We start from the raw sequence: 24,326 nt of genomic DNA on the forward strand, positions 1-24,326 counted from the left end.
CAGCCATGACCGATCACATCGCCTGGGTGGCGCTCTCCGTCTTTGTCTTCTTCTTCGCGCTCGTCACCGTGATGGGCTTCTTCGCTGCGCGCTGGAAATCCGGGCCGGTCAGCGAGCATCTCGACGAGTGGGGCCTCGGCGGCCGCCAGTTCGGCACCTGGATCACCTGGTTCCTGGTCGGCGGCGATTTCTACACCGCCTATACGGTGATCGCGGTGCCGGCGCTGGTCTATGCGGTGGGCGCCTACGGGTTTTTCGCGCTGCCCTACACCATCATCGTCTATCCCTTCGTGTTCGCCGTGATGCCGGTGCTGTGGAAGAAGGCGCATGCCAACGGCTACGTCACCGCAGCCGATGTCGTCCACGGCGCCTATGGCTCACGCGCGCTCGAGCTCGCGGTGGCGCTCACCGGCCTGGTCGCGACGATGCCTTACATCGCGCTGCAGCTGATCGGCATGGAGGTCGTGATCAAGGCGATGGGATTGAGCGGCGAGCTGCCGATCATCGCCGCCTTCGTGATCCTCGCGCTCTATACCTACAGCTCCGGCCTGCGCGCGCCGGCGCTGATCGCCTTCGTCAAGGACATCATGATCTACGTCGTGGTGCTGACCGCCGTGGTCGTGGTGCCCGCCAAGCTCGGCGGCTATGGCGCGGTGTTCGCGGCGGCCAACGACGCCTTCACGGCGAAGGGCGGCGCCACCGGGCTGACGCTGAAGCCCGGGCAATATCTGCCCTATGCGACGCTGGCGCTCGGCTCGGCGCTGGCCGCCTTCATGTATCCGCACACGCTGACGGGCATCTTCGCCTCGAAGTCGGCGGATACCATCCGCAAGAATGCGATCCTGCTGCCGGCCTATACGCTCTTGCTCGGCCTGATCGCGCTGCTCGGCTACATGGCCCATGCCGCCAACATCAAGGTGACGTCGCCGAACGACGTGGTGCCGATGCTGTTCAAGACGCTGTTCCCGGAATGGTTCGCGGGATTTGCGTTCTCGGCGATCGCGATCGGCGCGCTGGTGCCGGCGGCGGTGATGAGCATCGGCGCCGCCAATCTGTTTACCCGCAATGTCTGGAAGTCCTACGTCAATCCGGATATCTCGCATGCCGGTGAGGCGTCGGTGGCCAAGATCACCTCGCTGGTGGTGAAGGTCGGCGCGCTCGCCTTCATCCTGTTCCTGCCGACGCAATATGCGCTCGACCTGCAACTGCTCGGCGGCCTCTGGATCGTGCAGACGTTGCCGGCGCTGGTGTTCGGCCTGTTCACCGTCTGGTTCCGTGCCGAGGGCCTGCTGCTCGGCTGGGCCGCCGGCATCGGCTGGGGCAGCTACACGGCGTGGAGCAACGGGCTGAAGCCGCTCGCCAGCATCTCGCTCGGGGATGCCAGCTACAGCTTCTATGTCGGCCTTGGCGCACTGCTGCTCAACGTCGTGGTGGCGGTGATTGCGACCGTCGTGGTCGGCGTGATCTCACCCGCCAAGCGTGGCGCGGCGGCTTGAGCCGTCGCCTGCATCCAATGGGGCGGAGGTGAGAAGCGCGATGAGCCGCGCCACCTCCGCCTTGGTTGTCTCGATCGCGGCATCCTTGACGGGCCCATAACCGCGAATGTCCATCGGCGCCCTTGCTATCGCTGTGAGGTACGGCAGGCGCGCGGCATCGAGCCTGCTGAGCAGCGTATCGATCAGCGCCTCGTACCAGACGATCAGCTCGCGCTCGGCGCGGCGCTCCGCGGTGTAGCCGAACACGTCGAACTTCGTGCCGCGCAGCCCCTTCAGTTTCGCGAGCAACTGCAGCGGCGTCTGGATCCATGGCCCGAACGCGCGCTTCTTCGGCCGTCCCCGGGGATCGCGCCGCGCCGGCAGCAAGGGTGGCGCCAGATGATACTGCACCGTGAAGTCGCCATCGAACTCGCGCTTCAGCTCGTCGAGGAAGCCGGTCTGCATATGCAGCCGCGCCACCTCGTACTCGTCCTTGTAGGCCATCAGCTTGAACAGCGAGCGGGCGACGGCGTCGGTGAGCGTCTCGCTGCCGAGTACCGCCTCGGCGCCGCGGACGCGCTCGACGGTTGCGCGATAGCGCGCGGCATAGGCTTCATCCTGATAGTCGCGCAGGAATTCGGTCCGCCGCGCGATCGTCTGCTCCAGCGTCTCCGGCGCGCCGTCGGCCGCATGTTCGGCCTTCGGCAGAAAGTCCGAATCGGCAAAGGCGAGCCGGCCCCAGGCCAGCGCCTGCTTGTTGCGTTCGACCGCGACACCGTTCAGTTGGATCGCGCGAGTCAGCGCGTCCAGCGACACCGGCACCAGGCCCTGCTGCCAGGCGAAGCCGAGCATCATGATGTTGGCATACACGCTGTCTCCGAGCAGTCGCTCGGCCAGCGCATTGGCGTCGATGGTGGTGAGGTTACCAGGCCCGATCACCCGCTCGATGGCGCGCAGCCGAACCGGCGAGGCGAGGTCGGCGTCGCGGAAGCGCACCACGTCGCCGGTCGGCATCTCGGCGACGTTGACCGCGGCACGCATGCCCTTGCGGTAGGTGCCGGACGCCTTGGCGGACGAGCTCACCACGAGATCGCAACCGATCAGCGCGTCGGCCGCGCCCTGGTCGATCCGTACCTGGTGCAGCGCCGCGGGCGCGGCCGCAAGCCGCAGATAGCTCAGCACCGGGCCGAATTTCTGCGCGAAGCCGGTGAAGTCGAGCACCGAGACGCCGCGGCCCTCGAGATGGCCGGCCATCGCGATCAGCGCGCCGACCGTGATGACGCCGGTGCCGCCGACGCCGGTCACCAGCAAATCATATGGGTGTTCGAGCGCCGCAATCTCCGGCGCGGGAAGCGCAGCGGCGCGCGCAAGCGGATCGATCGCGCTTGCGCTCTTCGCGCGCCGCTTGCCGCCCTCGATGGTGACGAAGCTCGGGCAGAAGCCGTTGAGGCAAGAAAAATCCTTGTTGCAGGTCGAGAGGTTGATCCTGCGCTTGCGGCCGAACGGCGTCTCCTTCGGCTCGACGCTCAGGCAGTTGGATTCTACCGAGCAGTCGCCGCAGCCCTCGCAGACGAGGTCGTTGATGTAGGCAAAGCGCGCGGGATCGGCGATCGTGCCGCGCTTGCGGCGGCGCCGCTTCTCGGTGGCGCAGGTCTGCTGATAGATCAGCACGGTGACGCCGGGTATCGCGCGCAGCTCGCGCTGCACGGCGTCCATCTCCTCGCGCGGATGGATGGTGACGCCTGCGGGCAGATCCGCCGGCGAGAAATGATCGGGATCGTCCGACACAAGCGCGATGCGTGCGACACCCTCGGCGCGGACGCTGTGGGCGATCGCCTGCACGCTGACCGGGCCGTCGACCGGCTGGCCGCCGGTCATTGCGACTGCGTCATTGAACAGGATCTTGTAGGTGATGTTGGCTCTGGCGGCGATCGCCTGCCGGATCGCCATCGAGCCCGAGTGATAATAGGTGCCTTCGCCGAGATTCTGGAACACATGGCTGTTGCCGGTGAATTTCGACGACGCCGCCCAGTTGACGCCTTCGCCGCCCATCTGGATCAGCGACGAGGTCTCGCGGTCCATCCAACTCGCCATGAAATGGCAGCCGATGCCGGCCAGCGCCTTGGAGCCCTCGGGCACTTTCGTCGATGTGTTGTGCGGGCAACCCGAGCAGAAGTAGGGCGTCCGTGTCGCGCCCGGCACCGCGATCATGCGGTCCTGCGCGGGCCTGAGCGCGGCGACGTGGTGTGCCAATTGCAGCTCCGGAAACATCGGATCGAGCCGTCGCGCCAGCACATCGGCCAGCATGCGCGGCGACAATTCGCCGGTCCAGGAGATCAACCGCGCGCCGGTTTCGTCATGCTTGCCGACCATCCGCTCCGGCTTGGCGCCGGGATAGTCGTAGAAATATTCCTTGAACTGGCTTTCGATGATGCCGCGCTTCTCCTCGACTACCAGGATCTCGCGCTTGCCCTTCACGAACTCCATCGCGTCGTGCAGCGCGAGCGGCCACACCATGCCGACCTTGTAGATGTCGATGCCGAAGCGGCGGCATGCGGCCTCATCCAGCCCGACCAGTCGCAGCGCCTCCATCAGATCGAGATGCGCCTTGCCTGTGGTGACGATGCCGTAGCTCGCGTCCTTGATGCCGTAGATGCGGCGGTCGGTCGGATTGGCTTTTGCAAAGGCGTAGACCGCATGCTTCTTCGCCTCCAGCCGCTCCTCGATCTGCGGGCCCGGCAAATCCGGCCAGCGATAATGCAAGCCGCCTGGCGGCGGCACGAAATCCGGCGGCACGAAACGGCGCGGCGCAGCCAGTTCGATCGAGGCGCCGGACTCCACGATCTCCGAGATCGCCTTGAAGCCGACCCACATGCCGGAAAATCGACTGAGCGCGTAGCCATACTCGCCGAAGGCAAGATACTCGCCGACATCGGCCGGATGCAGCGTCGGCATGAACCAGCTCATGAAGGCGACGTCGGACTGGTGCGGCATCGAGGACGACACGCAGCCATGATCGTCGCCGGCGACCACAAGCACGCCGCCACGCGGCGAGGAGCCGTAGGCATTGCCGTGCTTCAGCGCATCGCCGGAGCGATCGACACCCGGGCCCTTGCCGTACCACAGCCCGAACACGCCATCGACCTCGCGGTCTTTCTGCGTCTCGACCTGCTGCGAGCCGAGCACGGCGGTCGCCGCGAGGTCCTCATTCACAGCGGGCAGGAATTCGATGCGGCTGTCCTTGAGCAGTTCGCCGATCTTCCACAGTTCGAGATCGACGCCGCCGAGCGGCGAGCCGCGATAGCCGGAGATGAAGCCGGCGGTGTTGAGCCCGGCCGCGCGGTCGCGCCGTACTTGATCGAGCGCGATGCGCACGATCGCCTGCGTGCCGGTGAGGAAGACGCGGCCGCGTTCGCGGCTGTAGCGCTCGGACAGCTGGTAGGCGGCGAGCAACGGCATCTGGCCCATAACTGACCCCTCCGGAATCGCGCTATCTGATTGGACAAGGCTATGCCTGCCGGCCTGGTAGGTCTTACCTATCTGTTCCTCCCGGAGACCATATTCGGTAGGATATTGTCCCAGACGCCTCATTTTGGTAAGATATACCGAAATGGAGCGTGGCGATGGTCGAAGAGCAAGACGAGCGAATTCTCGCCGAACTGCAAAAGGATGGCCGCGCCACCAACCAGCAGCTTGCCGACACCGTCGGCATGTCGACCTCGGCGTGCTGGCGCCGGGTCCGCGCACTGGAAGAGTCCGGTGTCATCTCGGGCTATTCGGCGCTGGTCGCGCGCGGGCGTGCCGGCTTTGCGACCTCGGCGATCCTGCACGTCTCGCTCGAGCGGCACGACGTCAAATTCGTCGACGAGTTCGTCGCGCGGGTGATGCAGCGGCGCGAGGTGCTGGAATGCTTCGCGACCACGGGCGATGCCGACTATCACCTCCGCGTCGTGGTGCGCGACATGGACGCCTACAACAAATTCCTCGACGAATTCATGTTCCGCATTCCCGGCATCCGCCACGTCCGCACCAATGTGATCCTGAAGGAGATCAAGACCGGCGTGGCGCTGCCGTTTTAGTCAGCAGCATGAACACCATGACGTGGCTGACCAGCAGCAGCGGCACATAGAGCGCCGGAATGTAGATGCCGGCGCCGAACAGGCCGGGATCGCCGATCTTCACGCCGTTGTAATAGGCATTGAGCAGATCCAGCGTGCCCCAGACATTGAAAATCCAGACCAGCGGGATCGCGATCGACCAGCGCCAGGAGAGTGCCGCCATCGCAACGAGCGCGAGAGCGGCGGCAGCGAGATCGCCCCAACCGACCTCGGCTGCGAAGGTCGTGCTCAGCTGCGGCGACACGAACCCGGCGACCATGAAGTTCATCCCCAAGAATCTGAACGCATGGAACGCTGCGAGCAGTCTTAGCGCGTTGTCACGTGGCATCGCGCGGAGCGCGGGCCAGATGTAGATGACGGCCACGACAGCACTCGTCAGGAATGCGCCGACGACGCTGAGAACGAATGGCAGGTTGAAGCCAGGGGGCATCGGCGGATTCCCTTGTGGTTGTCGACCGGTTCAGTCGGCTTGCGTTCAAGGCCTGGCGACGAGCAGACGGAGCGGCAGCAGCGGGCCGACCGCGATGTACTCGTGGTCCATGATGTCAAGCTTGGACAGCGGCAGGCCTTCCATGATCGCATGCGCCTCGGCGGTGTCCTTGGCATCGAGCAGGAAGACGACGCCGCGCCCGTCGGACCGCGAATACCATTCGCGAACCTTGCCATTGAGATAGAGCTGCACGGTCTGGCGGATTTCGTCGGGCATCACGGCCATCACCTGTTCGCGGGTGACGCCCGGCTTGACGGTCAGGATGACCATCACGCCGGTGGTGATGGTGGAGGGGGCTTGTGCCTGGGTCTGGGCAGGGGATGGAGTGGTCATGGTGGTTAAGCCTGTCGATGTGAGGGTGAGAGCCAGGAGGGTGTGACGGATTGCTTTCATCGGTCGCATGTCTCCGTTCACGACTGCTGTCGTGATGTCGCATGGAGCAGCGCGCGTTGCGGTGCGGCTGCTTGCGGGTCCGATCTAGGGCGGCTTTCCGTGGGCGACTATTCGCGATAATGTTGACAGGCCATGAAGCAGAACTTCACAGTCCGGCAGGGCGCGCTCGACGGCGTGGAGGCGTTCCTCAGCGTCGCCCAGCACCGCAGCTTTCGCCGCGCGGCGACCGAGCTCGCCGTCACGCCATCGGCGATCAGCCAGGCGGTCCGCGCGCTCGAGGCGCGCCTCGGCGCCGTGCTGTTCATCCGCACCACCCGCAGCGTCGGCCTGACAGAGGCGGGCGAACGATTCCTGGCGCGCGCAAGGCCTGCGTTCGAGGAGCTGGTTGCGGCGAGCGGCGCCGCGCGCGAGCTCGGGCAGAAGCCTGCCGGGCTGTTGCGGCTCACCGTGCCGCGCTCGGTGGTGCCGATCCTGCTGGAGCCGCTGATCGCCTCATTCTGCAAGGCCTATCCCGAGATCGAGGTCGAACTCGCCGCCAGCGAGGAGCTGGTCGACCTCGCCGCCGGAGGCTTCGATGCCGGCATCAGGATGGGCCAGTTCATCAACCCGGACATGGTCGCGGTTCGCCTGACCAAGCCGTTCCCGTTCGCCATCGTCGGCAGCCCGGACTATCTCGCGCGCCGCGGCCGGCCCAAACGCCCGGACGATTTGCGCGATCACGCCTGCCTGCGGCTGCGGCGATCGAACGGCGGGCTCGCGCCGTGGTCGCTGAACGACAGCGGCCGTTCGATCGAGCTTGCTGTGTCGGGATCCTTCATCGGCCATGACTTCCCGACGCTGGTTGGCGCGGCGCTCGAAGGCGTCGGACTGGCGCAAGTGCCCGCGCCGCTGATTTCAGGCGCCGTGAAGGAGAAGAAGCTCGTCCGTGTGCTCGATGCATTCGCGTCGACGACGCCGGGCGTGTTTCTCTACTATCCCGGCCACCGCCAGATCATGCCGAAGCTGCGCGCCTTCATCGATCACGTGAAGCGGAGACCGGGGGCGCTAGTTTGAGCCATCCGGTCTGCGCTGGATGTATGACCCCGATGCCTCAATAAGTTTCAGTGTCGTCCCGGCGAAGGCCGGGACCCATAACCACCAAAGGTTATTGGTGCGCGATGTCGGAACGGCGAGTCCCTTCAACAATACTCGCCGCGGCGTATGGGTCCCGGCTTTCGCCGGGACGACATCGAGAATGAGGCGCGGGCGTTGACGACAGCGTCGAGCCGCCAGCCCTCACACCCTCTCCCTCACGAACCTGTTGCGCAATGTTCCGATGCCGGTGATGTCGATCTCCACCACGTCGCCGTCCTTCAAATCCGGCGAGGCGCCGTCGGTGCCCATCCAGATCACGTCGCCGGGCGACAGCGTGAAGTATTTGCTCAGCTCGACGAGGAACGGGACGATACCGAAGATCATCTCGTTGGTGCGGAAGCGGCCGGTTTCCTTGCCGTTGACGCGGATCGCGGTCTCCATGCGGTCGAGATCGACGTCGGTCTCGATCCACGGGCCCATCGGTTTGAAGGTGTCGGCGTTCTTGGATCGCCACAGCCCGCGGTCGGCCTTCTGCCAGTTGCGTTCGGAGACGTCGTTGCCGATGGTGTAGCCGAACACGCAGTCCATCGCGTTGGCTTCGGTGAGGTGCTTGGCTGTCTTGCCGATCACGACGACGAGCTCGCCCTCGTAATGGATCTTCTCGGTCGCGCTTGCCGGGATCACGACATCCTCGTCATGGGCGATCAGCGCGTTCTGCGCGCGGTAGCCGATCTCGGGACGATCCGGAACGTTCGGCACCGTGCCGGCCTTGTCGGCGGCTTCCTTGAGGTGCTTCAGATAGTTCAGCCCGACGCAGTAGAAGGTGCGCGGGATCAGCGGCAGCTCGATCCTGACGTCCTTCAGCGCGTGGGTCTTCGACGTCTTGCTCCATTCGCCGAACGGATCGCCGTTGACTGTCGTGACGGTGTCGCCCTCGACGAGGCCCCAAGACGTCGTATCGGCGGCGGTGAATTTCAGCCAGCGCATGATGATGCCCCTCTATTCCGCGGCCTGCGCGCGGGTCTTCCAGGCGCCCGCGGCGGGACGTTTCAGCCCGAGATTTTCGCGCAGCGTCGTGCCCGCGTAGTCCTTGTGAAACAGGCCGCGCTTCTGCAACTCGGGCACCACATGGTCGACGAAGTCGGCATAGGAGCCCGGCACGTAACTCGCCGCGACCACGAAGCCGTCGCAGCCGCGGCCGGTGAACATTTCCTCCAGCCGGTCGGCGATCTCCTTCGGGCCGCCGACCATCGCGTCCTGCACCTGGCCGCGGCCGGAGAAGGTGATGAAGTCGCGGGTCGAGGGATTGGTCTTGCCGGAGGTGCGCAGCACGCCGTCGCGGATGCCGAGCATGCCCTGCATGCCCTGCAACTCCTCCGTGGTCAGCGGCTCGTCGATCCCCTTGGCGCCGAAATCGAAGTTGAGGCCTTCGGCAAGCAGCGACAGCGCGTCGATCTCGAGCGGCAGCTTCTGGATCACCGCCATCCGGTCCTCGGCCTCAGCCTTGGTCGCGCCGGTCACCGGCGTGATCAGATTGCAGAGGAACATCTGATCCGGATCGCGCCCGGCCTTGGCGGCCTCACCGCGGATCGCGTCATAGCCCTGCTTGGCATTGGCGAGGTTGCGCGCCGCGGTGAAGATCACCTCGCCCCAGCGTCCGGCAAAGCGCTGGCCACGGCCGGAGGCGCCGGCCTGGATCACGACGGGATGGCCCTGCGCCGAGCGCGGCACCGTGAACGGGCCGCGCGAGGTGAAGAACGCGCCCTTGTGATCGAGCCGCTTCACCTTGGTCGGATCGGCGAAGCGGCCGCTCGTCTTGTCGATCACCAGCGAGCCGTCTTCCCAGGCGTCCCAGTGGCCGAGCACCACCTCCATGAACTCGTCGGCGCGGTCATAGCGGTGATCGTGCTCGAGATGCTGCTCGCGGCCCATGTTGAGCGCTTCGCCGTCATTGACCGACGTCACCACGTTCCACGCCGCGCGGCCGCCCGTCATCAAATCGAGCGTGGCGAAGCGGCGGGCGACGTCGAACGGCTCGAAATAGGTGGTGGAGGCGGTGGAAGCGAGACCGAGCTTCGTGGTGACCATTCCCATCGTGGTCAGCACCACGATCGGGTCCATCTTCACGCAGCGAATGCCGTATTCGACGGTGTGGGCGTGATCGTTGCCGTAGCGATCGGGCATCGCGAGGCGATCGTCGAAGAACGCCATGTGGAACTTGCCGCGCTCGAGAATGCGCGCGATCTCCTGGTAATAGTCCGCCGACATCGAGTCGTCGCGCGACTCCGGGTGGCGCCAGGAGCCCGGCAGGTTGGTGCAGTTCTGCGCCTGCAAAAAGCCAACCAGCGCCATTTGCCGTGTCATGTCGTTCTCCCGTGTCCGGATCTGTCAGCGCAGGTTGAGTTCGTGGGCGAGCTTGTAGTCTGTGGCGAGCGCCTTGAGCTTGTCCCAGGTCGCATCCTCGATCTCGATGCCGTCCCTGCGCCGCTGCTGCTCGCGCAGATGTTCGACTTCGCCCGGATAGAACACGCCGCGGCTGCCTTCCGACGGCGGCGTCGATTTCAGATAGCGCGCAAAGTCGGCGACCTCCTTCTTGAAATCCTTGAGCGGGCGGAACGCGGCGACGTTGAACACCGCCATGAAGCAGCCGTCGTTGTGGCGGCCGGTCGGCTCGACGCCGAAGCCGAGGCCGGTCAGGAGGCCGCACAGCACCTCGACCATCGCGGCGAGGCCCGAGCCTTTGTAGCCTTCGCTGCCGCCGAGCGGCAGCAGCGCGCCGCCCTTGCGGTAGTCCTTCGGGTCGGTGGTGTCGCGCCCCTCGGCATCGATGATCCAGCCCTTCGGGATGCTCTCGCCGCGCGCCACCGCGAGCTGGATCTTGCCGGCCGCGACCGCCGAGGTCGCCATGTCAAGATAGAACGGCGCCTCGAGATCGGAGGGCACCGCGATCGAGATCGGGTTGGTGCCGAGCCGGGCCTCGCGGCCGCCGAACGGCGCGACATGCTTCGGCGAGCGGCCGGAATCGGCGGCCGCGATCCCGATCATGCCCTCGCGCATCGCCATCATCGGGTAGTGCGCGAGCCGCCCGACATGGCTCTGCCGGAACACGGTGCAGGCCGCGACATTTGCGGTCTTCGCCTTGTTGATGGTCATCTCCATCGCCTTGGCGTTGACGTGGAAGCCGAACCCCCAATGACCGTCGATCACGGTCGTGGTCGGCGTCTCCTGCACGATGGTCCACTTCGCGCCGGGCACGATGTGGCCGGCCTTGACGCGGTCGATATAGGTCGGGATCGCGATCACGCCGTGGGAGTCGTGGCCGGCGAGGTTGGCATTGACGCAGCCATGGGCGACCGCGTTGGCCTCCTCCTCCGATGCGCCGGCGCCCCGCAGGAGCGCCGCGCCGATGCGTGTGAGACGGTCGGCCTGGACGATCGGCATGGGATTTTCCTCGCGGTCCGCCCGCATGATGCGCGGGTCTTGCTTGCTGTTGTCGGCCTCATGCTCTCAAAGCGCAGAGGGACGAGCAAGCGCAGAAAATCCGGTCGGCCATACCGCAAGCAGGGTGCTGGCGGCCATGTTTTCACCGAGTGGAACGGGGGAGGTCGCGATGCGGAATTTGGCGGCTCCGGCGGAGCAGGCAGGGCGGCAGTCCGCGCCCTGCGCTCCCGCGGCTCAGGCTGGCACACCAGCGCCCGTAATACCCCGGAAAACGGGCTTCCACATTCGTCAGCCGTTTACTTTGTCGCGCAACTTGGCGGATACGCTAACCACCATTTAGGCCTCTCGCGAGCAATGTCCCGGGCGAGATGGAAGGGGTTGGCCCCGGGGGCCTTCAGGAATCGTGCAGTCGAGCATCGGGCGTACATTCGCGGCGTTGAGTGCCACCAACGAAGCGATCCTGTACGCGAAATCACCGGAAGAATTGTATGGAAAGGTCTGCGAAGCCGCGTTCTCGAGCGGAAGCTTCCTGGCCGCGACCGTGTTTTTGCTGGAGCCGGGTACCGGTCTCTTGAAGTTCGCGGCTGGCTACGGCGACGACGTCGCGCGGCTGCGCAGCATCACCATTTCCGCGCTCGCCGACACGCCGGAGGGCGAGGGCGTCGCCGGGCAGGCGTTCCGCGATCAGAACGCCTGCGTCAGCAACGACTATGTCAACGACGCCCGCTCCGCGGCCTGGCGCAGCGGTGCCGCGGCGGCCGGCGTGGGCGCGGCGGCGGCGCTGCCGCTGGTCTGCAACCGGCGCAGCGTCGGCGTCTTCATGGTGACGCAGCGCGAGGTCGACTCGCTCGGCGAGGGGGTCGTCTCGCTGCTGGAGCGCATGGCCGCGAACGTGTCCTTTGCGCTCGACAATTTCGACCACGAGGCGTCGCGCAAGAGCGGCGAGCAGGCGATGCGCCGGCTCAACCGCATGTTCGGCGCCATCAGCGCGACCAACGAGGCCATCCTCCGCGCCAAGACCGAGCATGATCTCTATCAGCGGGTCTGCGATGCCGCGGTGTTCAGCGGAAAATCCTTCGCCACGGTGGTGCTGCTGGCGGAACCCGACACGCCCTGGCTCGAGCCCGTCGCCGGTACCGGCGAGGCGCTCGACCTGATCACCCAGACGCGGTTTTCGACCGACCCGGACAATGTCTACGGCAAAGGCATCTGCGGCGAGGCGTTTCGGACCCAGCGGCCCTGCGTCGAGCACGATATCCCGACCGCGGCGGACCCACCGCAAGCGCGCGGCAGCGGCCTGATGGCCTGCGTCGCGCTGCCGCTCACCCGGTTCGGCAAGAGCATCGGCGTCCTGATCTTCTTCACCGGCAATTCCTGGGCGCACGACGAGGAGATCATCGCGCTGCTCGCGGGGATCGCCGAGAACGTCTCGGTTGCGCTCGACAATTTCGGCCGCGCCACCGAGAAGGCCAAGGCCGACGCCGAGCGCGAGCGGCTGTCGCGGATGTTCGCGGCGCTGAGCGCGACCAACGAGGCGATCATGCGTGCGCGGTCGCGGCTCGAAATGTTCGAGCTGGTCTGCGCCGCGGCGGCGCATGGCGGCGGGTTCAATTCCACCAGCATCCTGATCTCCAAGCCCGGCGACGACTTCCTGGAGATGATGGCGGTCGCGGGGCCGACCGCGGAGAATGCGCGCCGCCTCAACGTCTCGCGCAGCGAGGCGCGGGCCGAGGGGCGCGGCGTCTGCGGCCGGGCGTTCCGGTCCCGGCGTGCCTGCATCAACAACGATTTTCTGAGCGACGTCGCCAACAACCCGTTCCGCGAAGTCATCGACCGCGAGCATGCGCGGTCCGGCGCGGCATTTCCGTTGATCGTCGACGACGAGCCGGTCGGCGTGATGCTGTTCATCTCCGCCAAGCGCAACACCTTCTCGGCCGAATTCGCCGAGCTGCTGCAGCGGCTCGCCGACAACGTCTCCTACGCGCTCGGCAGCTTCGATCGCGCCGACGAGAAGGCGCGGACCGAGGAGCAGAAGGAACGGCTGCGGCGGATGTTCGCTGCGCTGAGCGCGACCAACGAGGCGATCATGCGGGCGAAATCCCGCAGCGAGATGTTCGATCTGGTCTGCGATGCGGCGGCGGTCGGCGGCCAGTTCATCTCGGCCACGATCAGGCTGGTACGCCCGGGCGAGATCTTCCTGGACAATGTGGCGGCCTCGGGTCCCGACCGGGTGCGGGCAAGGGAAGTCCAGCTGTCGGCCGACGCGACGCGTCCGGAAGGCCAGACCCTGACCGGCGTTGCGATCCGCACCCGCAGGCCCTGCATCAGCAATGACTATCTCAGCGACTTCGGGCCTGAATCGCATGTCTACCCGGTGGTCCGCGACAGCGGCAGCAAGTCCGGCGCGGCGCTGCCGCTGCTCAAGAACGGCGAGGCGATCGGCGCGCTGGTGTTCCTCTCCAGCGAATTCGGCACCTTCAGCCCGGAGATGATGGCGCTGTTGCAGCGGCTCGCCGAGAACGTGTCGTTTGCGCTCGCCAATTTCGACCGCGCCGACGAGAAGGCGCGGGCCGATCAGCAGAAGGAACGGTTGTCGCGGATGTTCGCTGCGCTGAGCGCGACCAATGAGGCGATCATGCGGGCGAAGTCCCGCGCCGAATTGTATCAACTGGTCTGCGAGGCGGCGGCGACCGGGGGCAAGTTCACCTCGACCACCATCGCGATGGCACAGGACGGCAGCGACTATCTCCGGATCGTTGCGATCGCGGGCCCGGCGGCAGATGGCGCGAGCCAGGTGACGCTCTCGGTCAGCGAGGCGCATCCCGAGGGGCGCGGCGCCTGCGGCCGGGCGTTCCGCTCCGGCAAGGCCTGCATCATCAACGACTATTTTGCCGACAGCGAGACTGTCGCTTTCCATGAGCGGGCGCGCCTCGACGGCACGCAGTCCGGCGCCTCGTTCCCGCTGATCGTCAGCGGGCAGGTCGTCGGCGTCATGATCTTCGTCGCGACCGAGAAGGACACTTTCACGCCGGAGTTCGCCGAGCTGTTGCAGCGGCTGGCCGACAATCTGGCCTTCGCGCTCGAGAGCTTCGATCGCGCCGACGAAAAGCACAAGGCCGACGAGCGGATCGAATATCTTGCCTCGCATGACAGCCTGACCAACCTGCCGAACCGCGAAACCTTCAACGAGATGCTGCGTCACGCGATCTCGGCGGCGGACCGCCATCGCCGGCAGCTCGCGGTGCTGTTCATCGATCTCGACCGCTTCAAGGTGATCAACGACTCGCTCGGCCACGACGCCGGAGACATGCTGCTGGTGGCGATCGCCGAGCGGCTGCGCGGTTCGTTGCGCGCGAGCGACGTGGTGGCGCGGCTCGGCGGCGACGAGTTCGTGGTCATCCTGGAGGAAACCGCCGAACGCGGCGACGTCGAGCGCATTGCCGGCGATCTCCTGGTCTCGCTCAGCCGGCCGATGCAACTCAGCGGGCACGAGTGCCACACCACGGCGTCGATCGGCATCGCGGTGTATCCCGCCGACGGTTCCGATGTGCAGACGCTGACCAAGAATGCCGACATGGCGATGTATCTCGCCAAGGAAGACGGCAAGAACGGCTTCCGCTTCTTCTCCAACGAGGTCCGGGCGCAGTCGATCGAGCGCCTGACGATGGAGAGCGCGCTGCGCCGCGCGCTCGAACGCGAGCAGTTCTCGCTCGACTATCAGCCCAAGGTCGACATGGCGAGCGGGCAGATCAGCGGCGTCGAGGCGCTGCTGCGCTGGACCCATCCCGAGCTCGGCAAGGTCTCGCCGGGGCAGTTCATTCCGCTCGCCGAGGAAATCGGCCTGATCGTACCGATCGGCCGCTGGGTGCTGAAGGAAGCCTGCGCGCAGAACATGATGTGGCAGCGCCGCGGCCTCAAGGCCGTGACCATGGCGGTCAACCTCTCGCCGCGGCAGTTCGGCGATCCGAACCTGCTCGACGACATCGACGAGGCGCTGGAGGAGAGCGGCATGTCGCCGGCGCTGCTGCAGCTCGAGGTTACCGAAAGCATGGTGATGCGCAACGTGACGCGCGCGGTCCGCGTGCTCGATGCGATCCAGAACCGCGGCATCCGGCTCGCGATCGACGATTTCGGCACCGGCTATTCGTCGATGTCGCTGATGAAGCAGTTCCCGATCGACACCATCAAGATCGATCGCTCCTTTGTGCGCGATCTGCCCAATGATTCCGAGGACGTCGCGATCGCGCAGGCGATCATCAGCATGGGCAAGGCGCTCGGCATGACCATCGTTGCCGAAGGCGTCGAAACCTCGGAGCAGCAGGAGTTCCTGCGCACGCATGCCTGCGACGAGATGCAGGGCTTCCTGTTCAGCCGGCCGCTGCCGCCGCGCGATCTCGCCGAATTGTTGATGGCGTCGAATTCGCCTCCGTTGCAGCCGTCGCTGGAGGAAGAGGCAATCGGCGAGGCCGAGCCGGATCTAGGGCGGAAACGCGCTGTCGTCTGACGGCTGCACCGGCAGGTCGCGGACGTCGGAATCGGTCGATGCGACCTTGCGCGAGAAATCGTAAGGCCATGGCAGGATGTCCTGGCCGGCCAGTGTCTGGCGCAGCACGCGGGCGCCTTCGGCGAAGCTCGCGCCGTCGGGCAGGCGGAGCTTGTGGCTCAGAGTGAACGGCAGCGGCTCGGCGGCCTCGCGTAGCTCGAATGCGGGTCCCCACCACCACGCCGGTGCCGGCGGCCGTTCCGGCTCGGGGATGGCGCGCCAGCGCGCGAACTCGTCGGCGATGCGGGCAAATTGCAGCTTGGTGGCGGGATGCATCGAAAGCCCTTCCTCGGGCCACGATGATAGCATCGCGCCGACCCCGTGCAATGCGGCTATTGGCGGCCGTGCTGCCAATGTGCCGTGACGTCGGAGCCCGACTTGTTGAGGTGCACGTGCTGGTCGACGTGGTCGACCCAGGACAGCGGAATGAAATGATGATGCTGGCCGTCCGGCGAGCTTTGCTTGGTCAGCTTGATCTTGTCGGTGCCTTCCATGTGGTCGACCTTGCCGACCGTTTTCTTGTCGGACGAAATCACATCCATATGTTCCCGAATGTCGGCGGCTTTCGCCATGCGCTTTCTCCTCGTCATGATGATGAGGAGATGAAACGCCGCGCGGATACGAAGGTTGCTATCGGCTTCCGGCTACTTCTGCTCCACCTCGGTCGCGGTGGCGGGACCTTCGCCCATGATCAGCAGCACGGCTTCCTCGTCCTTGGCGCCGTCCCAATGCACCTGCTTGCCGAAATGGGTGACGAAGCTGCCGGCCGGCATCGCCACGGCGCCGTGATCGGGATCGAACTTCGGACCCGAGCCGACCCACCAGGTGCCCTTGAGCACGACGATATAGCGGTCGTTGGGATGGAAGTGCGGACGACTGAAGTGATTGCCCTTGGTCCATTTGGTGTAGACCATGTAGAAGCCGGGCTTCGAGGGATCGCCGACCACGACGGCATTCTGTGCGCCGCGCGCGTCGACCGGGCTCCAGGGAATCTGGTCCGGCAGCTTGTAGGTGACGGCAGCCGGATTGAGCTCGGCCGCGGAGCTGACGCTCAGCATGCCGGCAAATGCCAGCGGCAACATCAGGTATCGCCGGGATCGCTTCGACGCCGTCATCGCTATGCTCCCAGACCGGTTCGTTCGGGCAACTGCTGTGCCCGTATGTCGCATGATGCTAATCGCTCCTGCTTCCGCCGGGCAAGACGCGTCCACGCATGTCTGACCTCAAGATTGCGACAAGGGTTCGTGACACAACGCAGTTGCAATATGAAAAAGCATTTACGCCGCTGCAGACGATGATAGGTTGCGCGCCAACCAAAAGACGGGAGGATAACCTTGAAGAAGCATCTGTCGATACTGGCGGCGGGACTTGTGATCGGTGCGGCCGCGCTGCAATTTTCCACCACCGCATCGGGTGACGACGGCTGGGTCACGCTGCTCGACAGCTCCAAGAAGGGCGACTGGGACGAGGTCGGCAAGGCCAATTGGGCCATGAAGGACGGCGCGCTGGTCGCCGACAAGCTCGACGGCAAGGATCTCGCCTATCTGGTCAGCAAGACCCAATACAAGGACTTCCAGATCCGGGCCGAGTTCTGGACCGACGAGGAGGCCAACAGCGGAATCTTCATTCGCTGCGACACCAACAAGACGATCGACGGCAAGGTTTGCTACGAGGTCAACATCTTCGACAAGCGGCCGGACCCGACCTACGGCACCGGCGCGATCGTCGACGTCGCCAAGGTCGATCCGATGCCGAAGGCGGCCGGCAAGTGGAACGTCTACGAGATCACGGCAAAGGGGCCGCATTTCGTCGTGACGTTGAACGGCCAGAAGACTGCCGACGCCCAGGACACCAAGCACGCCAGCGGCTACATCGCGCTCCAGTATGGTTCGGGCGTGGTCAAGTTCCGCAAGGTGCAGATCAAGCCGCTCTGACGGCGCAGGTTGAACGCGGCCCGGTCGCGACGCGGCCGGGCTTCATCTTGCGCGCTATCGCGCGGGGGCAGCTCGATCGTCGCCCTGCGTGCGCAAATGATGGCCGATCACGAGCCCGGTCAGGCAAAGCAACAGCCCGAGCGCCGGCGGCGCAAACAGCGCCTCTTCCTGGAAGATGCCGTTCACCAGCACGACCATCGTGCCGAACGCGGCGAGTCCCTGGGTGAGAATTCCGGAAGCGGCGTAAAGGCGCCAGGCCTTCAGCGCCATCGCAAAGAAGAAGCCGAGCGGCACCAGCGAGCCGATCCCCATCTGGTAGAGCAGCACGCCGACCGCGCTCTCCACGGCGCCGTCGATGGTGCCGGCCGCCTGCGCGGCGTTCCAGTCGATCGAGAAGTAGCCTTCGGAGAGATTGCCGCCGACGCCAAGGCCGCGGCCGACCGGGTTCTGCAGGAATCCGTTCCAGCCGCCCATGAAGCCGATCACGTGGAAATCGCCGATCTGGAGCCCGATATAGATTGCCGCGATGGCGTACACCACGAGCCCGGCCAGCGCGACGGCAAGCGTGACGGTCGCGCCGAACAGCCAGGTTGCGGTCCAGGCCAGGGCCACGAAGATCACCAGGATGAGCGCGCCCTTCACGCTGCAGCAGATCAAAAGCGGGATCGCGGCCAGCGCCAGCCAGCGATATCCGACCGCGAACAGGAACAAGATCGAAAAGGCGATCCCGTAACCGAAGCTGATCGGGCTCATGTTCGGTCCGAAGATGCGCAGCATCTTCGACAGGCCGAGATCCTCGAACAGCGGGCTGTTGAGAAAGCTGAATCGGAAGCGATCGATCAGATCGACCGGGACGTTGCCGGTGGCGCGCATCTCGGCTTCCCAGGCCCCGGAGCGGCTCGCCTTGAGCTCGTCGAAGTGCCAGAACGTGTAGCCGTTGGTGATGTCGAGCCAGAAGTCGCGGAACAACAATTCGACATATCCGCAGACGATCAGCAGCGCGGCAACCGTCAGCAGGAACGGCGTGACGCGGATTTCGAAGGTCGCAGCCGTCAGCAGCGACAGCTGGAACAGAAACAATGGCAACGCAATGTTGCGCAGATAGACGAGGGCTGCGTGCGAGTCCTGCGTGGCGCCGAGCAGGAAATACGCCGTCACTGTTGCGAGGGTGACCAGCCCCCATTTCATGATCCGGTCGATCTCGGGAGAATGCCTGCGCTCGTGCAGCACGTACAGCGCCAGCGTGACCAGCCACATGACAGCGCAAACGAGGAAGTTGTAGCCCTTGACGAAATCCATCTCCTGCTCGGTCGTCATGTATGACGACAGGATCGAGACGAAGAGGTTCTGGAAGAAGATGATGAAGATCGCGATCGATGGCGCATAAGCCGGCGCCGCGAGCACGATGGCGCAGCCGATCAGGCTTTCGACGACGATGGCGAGCCCGGCATTGGCCGCCTGCATGATCGGCGCGAACGCGATCGATGCCACGGCAATGCCGAGTGCAGGAACGAGGTCGCCGGCCAATAGCGGCCGCGGGGCTGTCTCTGCTCGCACAGGCTCTGACCTGAAGTGACCGGACGTGCGGGCGTGCTGTGTCCGCATCGATCGTCGATCTAGCCGCGCATTGTGTAAGAACGGGTTAACCGGATCGGCTAGCGGGTTCCGAGCAGCGCCTTGAGCGCTTCACGGTCGGCCCTGCCGGTGACGGCATCGGCCAGGCCAAAACCCTGCATCATTTCCCAGTGAGTCCAGCCCCAGCACTGTTGCCGGGCATAGGCCGTGACGCCGGCAAGCCAGCGCAGCCGGCTGTCGCGCGGTGCGCCGGCCTTGAGCACGCCGAACTCATTGATGATGATCGGACGCGAATATTGCCGCTGCCAGGCGGCCGCGGGAGCGAGCCATTGGTCGATGCCGCGGTCCGGGATGGCGCGGTCGATCATCGCAAGCGCCTTGCGCTGGTTCTGCGCCGTGAGCCGCTCCCGCAGTTCCTGAATCCTCGGATCGTCGGCGCGGATCGGGTAGGGCAATCCGGTGACGTCGTGGAGCGGTTCGTTCGGATCCCAATGCGCCTGATGGGTGAACACCATCGGATCGTAGAAGTGGATGGCATAGACGACGTTCGGATCGTCGAGCGGCGTGAAGCCCGGCAGCGAATCCGCGCGCTGCCAGTTGACCGGGCCCGTGATCAGCGTGGTCTGCGGTAGCAGGCCGCGAATGAAACCGGCCAACTCCCGGACTTCGCTTTGCCATTGCGCGGCGTCGACATCCGGCTCGTTCAGGAGCTCCGCGAAGGCGCGATCGGAAGGATAGCGCTGCATGATCCGCGCGAGCCCGGTCCAGGCGCTCTTCATTTCGATCATCGCACTGGGCGGATCGTCCTTGTGCAGCGGGTTGAAACGTTCGCCCGAATGCAGATCAACCGACACCACATAGCCAAGCCCGAGCAGCGTCTTCAGCGCGGCGTCGACGGTTTGCAGGCGGCTGTCGATCTCCGCTTTGCTGGCGAAGCGCGGCATGACGAAGTCGGCGGGCACCGGCAGCCGGATGTGGGTCAGGCCGGCCTTGCGCAGCTCGAGCAGCAGGCTGCGCGGCGGCGCCGATTTCGGAAAGGCGATCCAGCCGTCGGCATTGACGCCGCGCGACAGCGCCTCTAGCCGGTCCGCCGGCACGCCTTCGATCAGAGCAGGGCAGGCCCGTGCGGCGACGGACAGCAGAACGGAGGCGGTGGCGACGATGACGGGGATCGATAGCCGGGCCATTGGACGATCAACTCGCGATCGCAGGAGTGGGACATAGAGCGGCGCGGCGAACGCGTCGTTCAGGCGTACTGCTTGTCGTGTTGCTGACTTGCGATGCCGGACAGCAACTCGTTGAGAACGACACCGGCAAGCTTGCGTTCGGTCCCGCCGAGCGCCGTGATGATGTCTTCCATCGACGCGTTGATGTCGCGATCCACCGGCAGCGCCGCGATCAGCCCGTCGGCCATGTCGAACAGCCGCCGTTCATCGACACCCCACCGCATCGGCGGCCCGTCGAGGATCACCAGGTCATGGCCGCCGGCCGAGCGCGCCTGCGCGATCGCCTTCCGGATCGCCTCGCTGGCCTTGGCGGGATTGTCCTTGATCGCCGGCAGGATAGCGATGCCGTTTGCGGTGTTGATGGCGCGGGATGCCTTGCTGCCGATGGTGAGCCAGTCGAGGCGGCTCGGCTTGCTCTGGACGGGATGTCCGACCCTGTCGGTCAGGGCGTGGACAGTCGCATCTGCATCGATCAGCAGGACGCGGGCGCCGTCGCGCGCGGCGACGAGCGCGATGTTGAGCGCGACCATGCTGCGATCGGGGTCGTCGGCGGTGCCGATCACGACCAGCACGGGGACGGTGTTCGGCGCGGCTGCTGTCGCCAGCGCCGCATGGATCTGTCGTATAGTGTTGGAGAACGGCCCCAGCGCCGAGCTGGTCCGCAGCGTCGGCCAGCCGAACCGCGTGACATCGGCGGGACCGTCGCCGGTCAGGATTCCGCCAAGCGTGCGCATGACGTCGGATTCCTGCAACTCGGCGATCAGCGGCTTCTCGATCACGGGCTTGTCGATGATGGTGGCGGCTGGCTGCACCGCAGGCGGTGCCTGCGCCGGCGGCTTTGCCTTGGCGATGACGGGCTGCCGTTCCGAGGCGGCGTCCTGCTTCGGCTGGATTTTCGGCCGGACCGGATCGGCGCCGGGCGCCAGCTGGCTCGCGGCAACGATCCAGGCCGCGGCGGCGAAGCCGCCGAACATGAAGCCGATCATCGCGAGCAGGCTCATCGCCGGCGGGAAGGTGCGCTGCTGCGGGATCGTGGCATCGCCGATCACGCGCGCGCTCGAGGTGTTGAGGCTCTCCTGCTCCTCGGTCTCGCGCGAGCGCTTGAGGAAGGATTGATAGACCTCGCGGCTTGCCTCGACCTCGCGCTCCAGCTCGCGCAGACGAACCGACGCCTGGCTCATCTGGACGCTCTGGTGCTTCTGGGCATCCAGTGCCTTGGTGAGCGACGCTTCATAGTCGCGTGCCCGGGTCAGATTGTTCTTGGCGGCCAGCGCAACACGATCGATCTCTTCCTTGATGGTGCGGCGCAGGTCCTCGACCTGCTGCTCCATCTTGCGCAGATCCGGATGACGTGGCCCCAGCTCGCCCTGCATTTCCGCCTGCTTCTTCTTCGCATCGGCATATTGCGTGCGCAGGGCGGCGATGGTCGGCGACTGCACCGCTTCGGGGATCGCGCCCGGGTCGGTCGCGCCGCGCCGGGTGGCTTCGATCTGGTCGTAGCTCGCCTGGGCATCGAGCGTCTGAGCGCGTGCCGCGGCCAGCCGCTGGTTGCCGGTGGAGAGCTGCTGGTCGGTCAGCAGATTGTCCTGCGAACCGACGAAATTGTTCTGTGCCTTGTAGGTCGCGAGTGCTTCTTCGGCGTTGCGCAGGCGCTGCTGCAGCTCCTTCAGCCGGCCGGACAGGTCGCGGGTGGCGCGCCGCGCGGCCTCGGCTTGCGACTGCTTGGACTCGGTGAGATAGGCCTTGGCGATCGCGTTGGCGAGCATCGCGGCCTTGACCGGGTCGTGCGACCACACGTCGATGTCGACGATGAAGGTGCGATCGGTCTTCTTGACGTTGATGTGGCGGTTCAGCGTGTCGAGCGTGTTCATCTCGATCTGCTGTTGCTGCTCCACGGTTGTCTTCGGCTCGATGCCGAACAGGCCGAGCAGCGATCCGAGCAGGCCACGGCTCCCGGCGCCGGCACCGAACTCGGGATCTTTCACGAGATTGGTGTCTCGGATCACCTGCAGCAGCACATTGTTCGACGTGATCAGGCGCGACTGGCTCTCGACCACCATCGAGAGGCCGGAGACGTCCTGGGCGCGCGGGGTCAGCTCGCGCTCGACCAGTTGCAGCTCGCGCGGATCGACATAGAGCTGGGCGCCCGCGGTATATTTCGGTGTCAGGCTCTTGCCGATCGCAACCGCGATGCAGGCGCAGAGCAGGGCGGCCGACAGGATCGCGACCTTGCGCTCCCACACCAGCCGGATCAGCTCGAACACGTTGAAGCCGGCCGGACCTGCGGCCCGGCGCGGCTCCGGTTTGGCCCGGTCTATCGGCTGGTCATAGCTAAGCATCGACCCCAGCTTCCGTCTGAATGGCCGCACGCATCGGCTGAGAAGCTATCTTTCGGGCCACGCAACGCGCACGAGACGACGCGGAAAAAACGCAACACGAAAAATTAACCATACTCATTCGCCGACTATTCACCAGAAAGGCAAACAAAGCGTTTAAGCGCGGGCGCATCGGAACGCCTCCGCCATCGTCAACACTGGCACATTGCGCCGCGCCGCCGCTTCCAGCGCGTAGGTCATCAGGTCGGGCGTGCAGCCATAGAGGCTCGGCTCATCGGCGACGTCGTGGCTGTAGAAAATTAACCAGCCGTTCACGTTTGCCGCCTCGGTGAAGGCCGCATCGAGCCGCTCGCGGGACATCTGGCGGTCGATCAGCGGCATGGCGCGCAGGAATTGCAGGTCGACCTCGCCGTTGTTCACGCCCGGCACGATGCTGCGACAGGTGCGGAATTCGGACTTCAACTGGTGCTTCCGTGCGTAGGAGCCGTAGCCGAACGGATAGGCGAAGGTCTCGACCGGCATGGTCGGGTCGAGTGAATGGAAATAGGTGCGGTTGCGCGCGATCTCCGCGGCGAGCGATGTCTCGTCGAGGTCGCAGGCGCGGCGGTGCGAGAAGGTGTGGCAGCCGACCTCGTGGCCGCGGCGATGCAGCGAGACGACGTCGTCGGAGTTTCCGGTGACCCAGTCGGGCGCGTCGAGCCCGACCAGCCCGCCCGAGACGTAGAACGTGCCGCGGGCGCCGTAGGATTCGAGAATGTCGGCGCCGAACGTCGCCGCGCTCTTCGGCAGATCGTCAAAGGTGAAGGTCACCATCGGCGTGGCATTGTTCAGGTGGAAACGCTCGACCTGCACATGCATCGCCAGCCGGTGGCTGACCTTGACTCGCGCTTCCGACCACAACGCGTTCATTATCCGAGCTTTCGCAAGATCACGTGATAGTCGCCGTGACGGACGTCGATCTTGCCCGGCAACACTGTGTTCATCGCCTTCGCTGCCGCGTCGATGATCGCGGCGAGCATCGGCTTGCGCCGGCGCATCTCGGGATAGCGCGGGCTCTCGTATTTCTTGCGGTAGATGACCTGCAGTCCGCGGCCGGCCACGAATGCCTCGAGCTTGTCGAGGGTCACCAGCGGATGGAAATGCGTCGGGAACGGCGCCTCGCCGGGCAGCCCCGCGTTCTTTTCGCCGCGCACGTGGCGGTAGAACCAGACGTGGAACCAGTGCGGGGAATACTTCGTGACGATGCCCGACAGCGATTTCGGGTTCGGCGCGCCGATCAGCAGCAGCCCGTTCGGCTTCAGCGCCTCGCAGAATCCGCGCAGCACGGCGTCCACATCAGGAATGTGCTCGATGACGTTGTAGCAGATGATCAGGTCGAAGCGCTGCGGCGGGCGATAGGTCTGGATGTCGCCGAGGATGGCTTCCTGCGCATAGCTGTTGTTGCGGATCTGGTCGGGGTCGATATCGACGACGGTGACATGCGCACGGCGCAGCACGCCGAGCGGCAGATAGCTGGTCGAGCCGCCGCCGGCCTCGTAGATCGCGAGCGGTCCGGCCGGCAGCCGGGCTTCGAGGATGCTGTGCACCGTGAGCAGGCTCTGCTTGGCCTCGCCGGGGGGCAAGGCGAGCAGGGAGTCCGGATGAATTTCAGCAGGGATAGGCATCGAGAGCTCGGCGATCGGGGCGGGACGCGTAGCGAGCGCAAGGGACTTGGGCATCGG

The 24,326-nt window shown here is 65.6% G+C and carries 19 protein-coding genes; 5 read left to right on the forward strand and 14 right to left on the reverse strand.

Features of this window, described 5'->3' with window-relative positions:
- Positions 1-5 precede the first annotated feature (5 nt).
- Positions 6-1,496, forward strand: coding sequence for a monocarboxylate uptake permease MctP (gene mctP / locus ACVILL_RS18985; RefSeq protein ID WP_456730449.1), 1,491 nt, complete (start codon positions 6-8; stop codon positions 1,494-1,496).
- On the opposite strand, the gene ACVILL_RS18990 is transcribed toward mctP, so the two are convergent.
- Positions 1,467-4,943 carry an indolepyruvate ferredoxin oxidoreductase family protein gene (locus ACVILL_RS18990; protein ID WP_456730450.1) on the reverse strand — a complete coding sequence of 1,159 codons (3,477 nt, stop codon included), beginning with the start codon at positions 4,941-4,943 and terminating at the stop codon, positions 1,467-1,469. The genes mctP and ACVILL_RS18990 overlap by 30 nt on opposite strands.
- 155 nt (positions 4,944-5,098) lie before the next feature.
- Here ACVILL_RS18990 and ACVILL_RS18995 point away from each other — a divergent pair, with 155 nt between their 5' ends.
- Positions 5,099-5,554 (forward strand): Lrp/AsnC family transcriptional regulator, encoded by a 456-nt coding sequence (locus ACVILL_RS18995; protein ID WP_456730451.1) that lies wholly within the window; start codon positions 5,099-5,101, stop codon positions 5,552-5,554.
- Here ACVILL_RS18995 and ACVILL_RS19000 read toward each other — a convergent pair.
- Together ACVILL_RS19000 and ACVILL_RS19005 are read right to left on the reverse strand one after the other, a co-directional pair.
- Positions 5,526-6,023, reverse strand: a complete 498-nt coding sequence (locus tag ACVILL_RS19000; protein WP_456730452.1) for a hypothetical protein — start codon at positions 6,021-6,023, stop codon at positions 5,526-5,528. The genes ACVILL_RS18995 and ACVILL_RS19000 overlap by 29 nt on opposite strands.
- Before the next feature lie 45 nt (positions 6,024-6,068).
- Entirely contained in the window at positions 6,069-6,416 is a 348-nt protein-coding gene (locus ACVILL_RS19005; protein ID WP_456730453.1) for a hypothetical protein, read from the reverse strand.
- A 192-nt stretch (positions 6,417-6,608) separates the two neighbouring features.
- Here ACVILL_RS19005 and ACVILL_RS19010 point away from each other — a divergent pair, with 192 nt between their 5' ends.
- Positions 6,609-7,529: a LysR family transcriptional regulator gene (locus tag ACVILL_RS19010; protein ID WP_456730454.1), complete on the forward strand. Its 921-nt coding sequence runs from the start codon at positions 6,609-6,611 to the stop codon at positions 7,527-7,529.
- A gap of 222 nt (positions 7,530-7,751) precedes the next feature.
- Here ACVILL_RS19010 and ACVILL_RS19015 read toward each other — a convergent pair whose 3' ends face one another.
- Genes ACVILL_RS19015 through ACVILL_RS19025 form a run of 3 tightly spaced genes read right to left on the reverse strand, consistent with a single transcriptional unit; the run spans position 7,752 to position 10,991 of the window.
- Positions 7,752-8,537: a fumarylacetoacetate hydrolase family protein gene (locus ACVILL_RS19015; RefSeq protein ID WP_456730455.1), complete on the reverse strand. Its 786-nt coding sequence runs from the start codon at positions 8,535-8,537 to the stop codon at positions 7,752-7,754.
- A 12-nt stretch (positions 8,538-8,549) separates the two neighbouring features.
- The gene (locus ACVILL_RS19020; RefSeq protein ID WP_456730456.1) at positions 8,550-9,914 is read right to left on the reverse strand and encodes an LLM class flavin-dependent oxidoreductase; all 1,365 of its coding nucleotides are present in this window, start codon (positions 9,912-9,914) and stop codon (positions 8,550-8,552) included.
- Positions 9,915-9,938: 24 nt separating this feature from the next.
- Positions 9,939-10,991 (reverse strand): Ldh family oxidoreductase, encoded by a 1,053-nt coding sequence (locus ACVILL_RS19025; protein ID WP_456730457.1) that lies wholly within the window; start codon positions 10,989-10,991, stop codon positions 9,939-9,941.
- Positions 10,992-11,394: 403 nt separating this feature from the next.
- Here ACVILL_RS19025 and ACVILL_RS19030 point away from each other — a divergent pair, with 403 nt between their 5' ends.
- The gene (locus tag ACVILL_RS19030; protein WP_456730458.1) at positions 11,395-15,495 is read left to right on the forward strand and encodes a bifunctional diguanylate cyclase/phosphodiesterase; all 4,101 of its coding nucleotides are present in this window, start codon (positions 11,395-11,397) and stop codon (positions 15,493-15,495) included.
- Here ACVILL_RS19030 and ACVILL_RS19035 read toward each other — a convergent pair.
- The 3 genes from ACVILL_RS19035 to ACVILL_RS19045 all read right to left on the reverse strand — a co-directional run bounded on the left by ACVILL_RS19035 (position 15,469) and on the right by ACVILL_RS19045 (position 16,649).
- Complete coding sequence (locus tag ACVILL_RS19035) at positions 15,469-15,810, reverse strand: hypothetical protein (RefSeq protein ID WP_456730459.1); 342 nt, start codon at positions 15,808-15,810, stop codon at positions 15,469-15,471. The genes ACVILL_RS19030 and ACVILL_RS19035 overlap by 27 nt on opposite strands.
- 56 nt (positions 15,811-15,866) lie before the next feature.
- A complete protein-coding gene (locus ACVILL_RS19040) occupies positions 15,867-16,106 on the reverse strand; it encodes a DUF2171 domain-containing protein (protein ID WP_456730460.1) in 240 nt (79 codons plus the stop codon).
- A gap of 72 nt (positions 16,107-16,178) precedes the next feature.
- A complete protein-coding gene (locus ACVILL_RS19045) occupies positions 16,179-16,649 on the reverse strand; it encodes a cupin domain-containing protein (protein WP_456730461.1) in 471 nt (156 codons plus the stop codon).
- A gap of 219 nt (positions 16,650-16,868) precedes the next feature.
- Between ACVILL_RS19045 and ACVILL_RS19050 the strand changes: the two genes are divergently transcribed.
- Entirely contained in the window at positions 16,869-17,468 is a 600-nt protein-coding gene (locus ACVILL_RS19050; RefSeq protein WP_456730462.1) for a 3-keto-disaccharide hydrolase, read from the forward strand.
- A gap of 54 nt (positions 17,469-17,522) precedes the next feature.
- Here ACVILL_RS19050 and ACVILL_RS19055 read toward each other — a convergent pair whose 3' ends face one another.
- The 5 genes from ACVILL_RS19055 to ACVILL_RS19075 form a co-directional block, all read right to left on the reverse strand.
- Positions 17,523-19,025 carry a hypothetical protein gene (locus tag ACVILL_RS19055; protein ID WP_456730463.1) on the reverse strand — a complete coding sequence of 501 codons (1,503 nt, stop codon included), beginning with the start codon at positions 19,023-19,025 and terminating at the stop codon, positions 17,523-17,525.
- 98 nt (positions 19,026-19,123) lie between these two features.
- Positions 19,124-20,230 (reverse strand): glycoside hydrolase family 5 protein, encoded by a 1,107-nt coding sequence (locus ACVILL_RS19060; RefSeq protein ID WP_456730464.1) that lies wholly within the window; start codon positions 20,228-20,230, stop codon positions 19,124-19,126.
- Positions 20,231-20,289: 59 nt separating this feature from the next.
- Complete coding sequence (locus tag ACVILL_RS19065) at positions 20,290-22,608, reverse strand: exopolysaccharide transport family protein (RefSeq protein ID WP_456730465.1); 2,319 nt, start codon at positions 22,606-22,608, stop codon at positions 20,290-20,292.
- 153 nt (positions 22,609-22,761) lie between these two features.
- Complete coding sequence (locus tag ACVILL_RS19070) at positions 22,762-23,514, reverse strand: polysaccharide deacetylase family protein (protein WP_456730466.1); 753 nt, start codon at positions 23,512-23,514, stop codon at positions 22,762-22,764.
- A complete protein-coding gene (locus ACVILL_RS19075; protein ID WP_456730467.1) occupies positions 23,514-24,323 on the reverse strand; it encodes a class I SAM-dependent methyltransferase in 810 nt (269 codons plus the stop codon). Before ACVILL_RS19075 ends, ACVILL_RS19070 begins: the two co-directional genes overlap by 1 nt.
- Positions 24,324-24,326 lie beyond the last annotated feature (3 nt).

Source organism: Bradyrhizobium sp. USDA 3364 (assembly GCF_054056355.1).

Bases quoted from the DNA above. Each gene is read 5' to 3' on its own strand.
- ACVILL_RS19045 (WP_456730461.1), bottom strand. From the start codon at position 16,649: ATGACGGCGTCGAAGCGATCCCGGCGATACCTGATGTTGCCGCTGGCA.
- ACVILL_RS19025 (WP_456730457.1), bottom strand. From the start codon at position 10,991: ATGCCGATCGTCCAGGCCGACCGTCTCACACGCATCGGCGCGGCGCTC.
- ACVILL_RS19040 (WP_456730460.1), bottom strand. From the start codon at position 16,106: ATGGCGAAAGCCGCCGACATTCGGGAACATATGGATGTGATTTCGTCC.
- ACVILL_RS19005 (WP_456730453.1), bottom strand. From the start codon at position 6,416: ATGACCACTCCATCCCCTGCCCAGACCCAGGCACAAGCCCCCTCCACC.
- ACVILL_RS18995 (WP_456730451.1), top strand. From the start codon at position 5,099: ATGGTCGAAGAGCAAGACGAGCGAATTCTCGCCGAACTGCAAAAGGAT.
- ACVILL_RS19035 (WP_456730459.1), bottom strand. From the start codon at position 15,810: ATGCATCCCGCCACCAAGCTGCAATTTGCCCGCATCGCCGACGAGTTC.
- ACVILL_RS19000 (WP_456730452.1), bottom strand. From the start codon at position 6,023: ATGCCCCCTGGCTTCAACCTGCCATTCGTTCTCAGCGTCGTCGGCGCA.
- ACVILL_RS18990 (WP_456730450.1), bottom strand. From the start codon at position 4,943: ATGGGCCAGATGCCGTTGCTCGCCGCCTACCAGCTGTCCGAGCGCTAC.
- ACVILL_RS19020 (WP_456730456.1), bottom strand. From the start codon at position 9,914: ATGACACGGCAAATGGCGCTGGTTGGCTTTTTGCAGGCGCAGAACTGC.
- ACVILL_RS19060 (WP_456730464.1), bottom strand. From the start codon at position 20,230: ATGGCCCGGCTATCGATCCCCGTCATCGTCGCCACCGCCTCCGTTCTG.
- ACVILL_RS19075 (WP_456730467.1), bottom strand. From the start codon at position 24,323: ATGCCCAAGTCCCTTGCGCTCGCTACGCGTCCCGCCCCGATCGCCGAG.
- mctP (WP_456730449.1), top strand. From the start codon at position 6: ATGACCGATCACATCGCCTGGGTGGCGCTCTCCGTCTTTGTCTTCTTC.
- ACVILL_RS19070 (WP_456730466.1), bottom strand. From the start codon at position 23,514: ATGAACGCGTTGTGGTCGGAAGCGCGAGTCAAGGTCAGCCACCGGCTG.
- ACVILL_RS19010 (WP_456730454.1), top strand. From the start codon at position 6,609: ATGAAGCAGAACTTCACAGTCCGGCAGGGCGCGCTCGACGGCGTGGAG.
- ACVILL_RS19065 (WP_456730465.1), bottom strand. From the start codon at position 22,608: ATGCTTAGCTATGACCAGCCGATAGACCGGGCCAAACCGGAGCCGCGC.
- ACVILL_RS19015 (WP_456730455.1), bottom strand. From the start codon at position 8,537: ATGCGCTGGCTGAAATTCACCGCCGCCGATACGACGTCTTGGGGCCTC.